Origin of the sequence: Paenibacillus sp. FSL H8-0315 (genome assembly GCF_038005365.1) — a bacterium.
Lineage (GTDB): Bacteria > Bacillota > Bacilli > Paenibacillales > Paenibacillaceae > Paenibacillus_AQ > Paenibacillus_AQ odorifer.
The window spans coordinates 1-6229 of record NZ_JBBOTA010000001.1 but is presented as its reverse complement, the minus strand read 5'-3'; the positions used below and the strand labels follow the sequence as shown (position 1 = coordinate 6229).

2 protein-coding genes are annotated in these 6229 nt (G+C 50.2%); both read right to left on the bottom strand.

Annotation, left to right across the window (positions count from 1 at the left end; translation table 11 throughout):
- Positions 1-55 precede the first annotated feature (55 nt).
- A complete protein-coding gene (gene fabD, locus MHB56_RS00010; protein WP_143766520.1) occupies positions 56-1315 on the bottom strand; it encodes an ACP S-malonyltransferase in 1260 nt (419 codons plus the stop codon).
- A 1078-nt stretch (positions 1316-2393) separates the two neighbouring features.
- Positions 2394-6200 carry an amino acid adenylation domain-containing protein gene (locus MHB56_RS00005; protein WP_341143104.1) on the bottom strand — a complete coding sequence of 1269 codons (3807 nt, stop codon included), beginning with the start codon at positions 6198-6200 and terminating at the stop codon, positions 2394-2396.
- Between the last annotated feature and the right edge of the window lie 29 nt (positions 6201-6229).

The window sequence follows — 6229 nt, the reverse complement described above, 5'->3', positions numbered from 1 at the left end:
TTTTTGAACCTCCATTACATAGAGTAGCTTGGCGAGCGATCTGTTTTACGACCAGTCAGTCAAGCATCAGCAGTCCTTGATATAAACTGGGCATATCTGTTTCGTAAATCGCCTGTTCCAAACGTAATCTCAGTTCATCGACAGGCAGCTTTTTCCCTTTAAGAATGGTCCGAAGTAGATGTAGGGATCTCTCAGTTTGCTCTAATGTCGGCTCTTTACTGGAAACGGTAATTTCTTCCTTCATTCTCTGCAAAATCTTATACGGCTCGACAACATTTTTTTGATATTCATCCTCATCTTCATTATGATTTTTTGTGCATACGGCAATAGATAAGCATTTATCCATCGGATTACTCTTGCGCCTCAGGAAACTTCTCCCGGGTTTATGCCTCATTTTGGGAAGACAATCTTGTATTGTCGAATGGACCGAGTCTATTGCATATACCGTCGCTTCTGGAAAATGTTCCTTCAAGAGCGGCCCTAGCGATTCACGAGGCCCAGTATCGATAAATGCATCAACAGGTAGAGTTGCCATCCTATTCATACAGGCCGTCCACAAAACTGGCCTCATTAATTGGTCAGTAAGCAATGGAATAATATCCTGTTCACTTTTGTAAAAATCCCCAGTAACATTCGATACAACTTGATGCCGCAAAGGATGAAGTGTAAGTTCATTCAAAAATGTGCGAAATGGGGCAGCTGCCGGTTCCATGAGTGGACTGTGAAAGGGAGCGCTGACTTTTAACGGTATGACTTGCGCGCCTGCAAGTTTCATGGAAATAGCGGCTTCTTCCACTGCATCGTTTACCCCTGAAATTACAGTTTGTTTACTAGCGTTGTAGTTAGATGGCACGACCGTACCTATATTTAGCGAAACCTCTCTGCATATCTCCTCCACTTGTCCTGATAAAAGACCGAGCACGGCATACATCGAACCTCCGCCCTCCGGTACAGCTTCCTGCATATATTTTCCTCTGGCATGCACAAGCTTGATAGCGTCGGTAAACGATAAGGTCTCTGCTGCACATAACGCCGATATCTCTCCAAGGCTATGCCCCGCAAGGACGGGTTGCACAACCTCAACCTCCTGAAGTATTATTCGATAGGCAATCAAACTTACGGTTAAAATTGCGGGTTGGGCAATTTCAGTCTTTTTAAGTACTTGCGGGCTTCCCTCGAAACATATTTTTTTTATATCGAAACCAAGAGCATCGTTGGCCATCTCGAACAATTCCCGTGCGATCGGATAAGCTGAATGCCACGCTTGACCCATCCCAACATATTGAGTGCCTTGTCCTGGGAATACAAATGCCATTTTATGCAAATATGACACCTCTTTCAGTCGGTTTATCCACTTTTATACTTGTATGCGATTACAATACCAAAATAAAAAGAGAGCTCTGTCTCTGTAATAAGAATCGCCTTAAGAGTGTACTCATAATTAAAGCTTTTCGAACGATCTGTCCTCCTCTTTTCTTCTCTTCTGATAAGTGAGAGATTTTATTAGTTGCTATAAAATGGTTAAACAAGGTGGCGAATCCATAGAATTCATCGGATCCCTTATTTTCAATAAATAACAAAATTGTACCATTTATTATTATATTTCAACTAGGAATACCCATCAACTTAAAAAAATTATTCTGTTGCTCGAAGCACACATACTCTGCTCGTGACGGACATCTGTCCACAAGATTAAATGACAATTATTCTCGCAAATGACGCGCTTGACCAAATGACCGTCGCATCTTTTTTAGAAAATTCACGAGTTGCTACACGCAAGACGACATCAGCTATGGAACGAGTATTCTTTTTTTGATCACGATTCGGATGCATGATTTCAATGTCCGTATTATCTCGGCAAACTTTTTCCCAATTCTCAACGACGATTGACCGAGTAAAGTCAAGGATATTGGGCTTGATTTCTCTCAAAGAACATTGAGTAGTAGAATGCCATCTTTCGGATTTCTGACGATATAACCTGCTGTAGATACAGTACAAGGTATAAAACCATCGGCATCAAGGTACGCATCTTCGTAGAAACTTACCACTTCGGAGCGGCTTGACATCATACATCTGATTTCTAATAGTCTTTATAGGTTTACTTGCAGACCAACGTCGGCGTTTGCCCGGCAACAGGAATTCTAGTTTCAGTTTCCAGATCAACTAACGTAAGGGCAGTGTGTTGATTTCGGCCTTACTGACCGCCTAAAGCTTCGGACTCGAATTCTCTCGGTCATTTGCTTCAAATGCCTATCCATCTCTGAAACTAGAATTCTGCAACCAAACAGAGTCAGTTGAATGTGTACCTAACCCTCAATCAGCGCAGGAACTCGATCAAACTTTACCCACTCGTCGCTTGTTACCGAACATTCACCATAATAAAACAGACACTGCTATTCAAAATTAATAAATTCGAATAATTCGTCTTCGTCTTCTTCTTTTTCATGTTGAAAGATCTCCATTTTTATTTCTTTAATGCACACAGAAGAATCGGTTGCTGTTACTTTAATGAGTTCACAAAAGCTTTGAAGCAGTCTCGTCGTTGTCTCATGATCGAACAAATCCCGGCTATATTCCAAAGATAATTGAAGTTCTTGTTCTATTTCGACAACATTCATCGTTAGATCCATCTTCGTTGTCGAGATATCTTGTTTAACGGGATGAACCTCAATACCTGCTAAATAGAGAATCGATTGTTCCATATTCTGCAGCACCAGAATCGTGTCAAACAGCGGGTTGCGGCTAATATCACGGCGCACGTTCAGCTTGTCCACCAGTTCCTCGAACGGGTAGTCCTGATGTTCAAACGCCATTAGCGTTCGCTCCTTCACCTCGCGCACGAAGTCGATAAACCGCTTGTCCCCGGACGGAGCGTTGCGCAGCGCCAGCGTGTTCACGAACATCCCGATCATCGGCTCCGTGTCCGCATGCGTTCTCCCCGACACCGGCGTACCGACCACGATATCGGTCTGCCTCGTATACTTGTGCAGCCAGACATTGTAGGCTGCAAGCAGTACCATGTACAGCGTTGCTCCGGTCTCTGTTGCAATCTGCTTGAGTGCATGGACAGTCTGAGCGCTCACCAAGGTTTGCACTCGACCGCCCTCGCTGCTTGGCACCGCCGGACGTACCCGGTCGGTCGGCAGCTCCAGCACCGGTGCTTCCTCTGCAAAGGCGGACAGCCAGTACGCCTCATGCGCTTGCATCCGCTCGACCCCGAGTGTGCCCTGCTGCCAGACCGCGTAGTCCTTGTACTGAATCTGCAGCGCCGGCAGCTCCTCGCCGGCATACGCCGTCATGAAGTCTGACACCAGAATGTTCATCGATACACCGTCCGACACAATATGATGCATGTCCCACAGCAGCCAATAGCGGTCTTCCGCTAAATGCAGTAGCTCGGCGCGTAGCAGAGGCGCCTGGTCGAGTGCAAATGGACGCACGAAGTTTCGTGTCAACGCCCGCGCATACGCTTCATTCGTATCCCGGTAAACCCATTCCAACGACACTTCTTCGTGTACCTGTTGTCTCGGTTCGCTGTCTACCCACGTGAACGAGGTTCGCAGCGATTCGTGACGGGCGATGACTGAGCGAATTGCTTGTTTCAGCCGATCCGCATCCACCTTCCCTACCAGTTCTACAACGCCCGGCATGTTGTAGCGCGTGCTCTCCGGCCCCATCTCATGCAGGACATACAACCGCCGCTGTGCCGACGACAGCGCATACGATGCCTGCGGCGCCGCAGGCTCAATCCGGCCGTAGTCGCAATGCTCCACGCTGCGCACATATTCCGCTAATGCTTTCACCGTTGGACGCGCGAACAGCTCTCGGAGTGGCAACTCCACCGACAACTTCTGATGGATGCGCGACACCAGCGTCACGGCTTTCAGCGAATGACCGCCGCGTTCGAAGAACGAATCCCCGATGCCTACTGCGCCCGTACCCAGCACCTCCACGAACAGTGCTGCCAATTGCGCCTCCAGCTCATCCCGCGGCGTTTCATAGGCTTCTATGCCTGCTTTTAAATCTGGTTCAGGCAACGCCTTACGGTCTATCTTGCCGTTGTTGTTCAGAGGCAGCTTCTCCAACGCCACGAAGTGCGACGGAATCATGTACTCCGGCAACAGTGCCGCCAAATACGTACGTAATTCCGGAACGGGAACAGCTTCGTCGCTCACGACATACGCGCACAAGTACGCCTGCCCTCGCTCCTTTTCGCGGGCAATAACCACCGCTTTGCAGATGTCTGCGTGCGCCATGAGCCGCGCCTCGATCTCCCCGCATTCGATCCGGTAGCCGCGAATCTTTACCTGATGGTCGATCCGGCCCAAGTACTCAATGTTACCGTCCGGTAACCATCTCGCCAAATCCCCGGTCCGATACATCTTCGTACCCGTCTCAAATGGGTTATCCACGAACTTCTCCGCCGTCAGCTCTGGACGGTTCCAGTAACCACGTGCCAAGCCATCGCCCGCGATACACAGTTCACCTGCGACGCCGATCGGCTGCAATTGCCAGTTGTCGCTCACAATGTACAGTTGTGTATTATCGATCGGTTTACCGATAGGTACAACCGGTTCCATAAAGGAGGTCATGCAGTCAAAATATGCAACCTCTACCGTTGCTTCTGTTGGCCCGTAAAGGTTGTGTAGCGTCGCTTCGTGACCCTCGGTTAACTTGTAGAAGCCCGCGACGTGCTGCGGCTTTAACGCTTCGCCGCTTGCAAATACCCGGCGTAAGCTGCTAAGCTTCTCTGTTTTAAACGCTTGCCCAGCATACTCCAGGAAGACGCTCAGCATCGACGGCACAAAGTGCATTGCCGTCACGCGATACCGCTCAATTGTTTCAGCTAGCACAGCGGGATCTTTCTCTCCCTGTGGTGGAAGCATGCAGACTCGGGCCCCTGTCATTCCCCATAGAAATAGCTCCCATACGGAAACATCGAACGTGATCGGCGTCTTCTGCAGAATGATGTCCTGTTCCCCAATCGGGTAGCGCTTTTGCATCCATTGCAGGCGGTTGATGACCGAGCGATGCTCAATCATGACCCCTTTCGGGTTGCCTGTTGTACCCGAGGTATAAATTACATACGCCAAACGCCGGGAGTCTATCGTTAGCGGCGGATTGGCCTCGAGTTGCGCTTGTCCCCTCTCCGTCAACTCGAGCACCGAACCCTCGAATCCACATGGATCCAGGCCCGGCTGAATCAGAAGCACCTCCGCGCCGCTGTCCGTCAGCATATACCGGATACGCTCGGCAGGCAGTGCCGGATCGATCGGCAAGTAGGCTCCGCCAGCCTTCAGGATGGCGTAAAGCCCTACCATCAGCTCCAGCGAGCGTTCCGCCAGGATGGCCACGATGCGATCCGGTCCCACACCCTGTTCGCGCAGCGTCCAAGCCAGCTGATTGGCCCGCGCATTCAGCTCCGCATAAGTCAGTTGCTTATCCTCGTACACGACCGCCACCGCGTTCGGTGTCTTCTCAACTTGGGCCTCGAACAGCCCATGGATCGTCGCTTCCCGTGGATACGCTGCCGCCGTGTCGTTAAACGCGTAGAGCAGCAACTGCTTCTCCTCTGCCGTAACGAGCGATATCGAAGCAATCGGCCGCTGCGCGTCCTCTAGAATTTGCCGCGCGATTTCTTTGATATGCCCCTCCATGCACTGGATGAACAACGGGTCGTAAACCTTGGCGTTGTAACGGAATGTCATCGACAACGCTTCGCCAGGCGCCAATACTATTGTCATGTCATAGTTCGTCTGCTCAAATACACCTACGTCACGGATCGCAAACGCCGCTTCATCCGTCTCGCCCGCTTGCCCAATCGCTTCGGCAATCGGGTAGTTCTCGAATACCAAAACATGGTCGATCAAGCCCGTCTTCAGTGGGCTCAGCCCTTGAATCTCGTACAATGGATAATGGCTGTGTGATTCCGACGCCAAAGCCGCATCCTGCACCTGCTGCAGCAGCGCCGTTACACGCTGGTCCTCCGTACAGTTAATCCGAACCGGCGTCGTATTGATAAACAGACCGATCATCCGCTCAATACCCGCTACCTCCGATGGTCTGCCCGATACGACCGTCCCGAATACCACATCCTCGCTTTGGTTGTACTTCTGCAGCAGCAGCCCCCAGATCGCCTGAATCACTGTATTCAGCGTCACTTGTGTCTGGCGCGCCAACTGCTCCAACTGCCGGGTCATCCCTCGATCCAGATGGAACGCGTACTCCC

Excerpts from the sequence above, each read along its gene's own strand:
- MHB56_RS00005 (WP_341143104.1), bottom strand. The coding sequence starts at position 6,200 with ATGACCCGGCAGTTGGAGCAGTTGGCGCGCCAGACACAAGTGACGCTG.
- fabD (WP_143766520.1), bottom strand. The coding sequence starts at position 1,315 with ATGGCATTTGTATTCCCAGGACAAGGCACTCAATATGTTGGGATGGGT.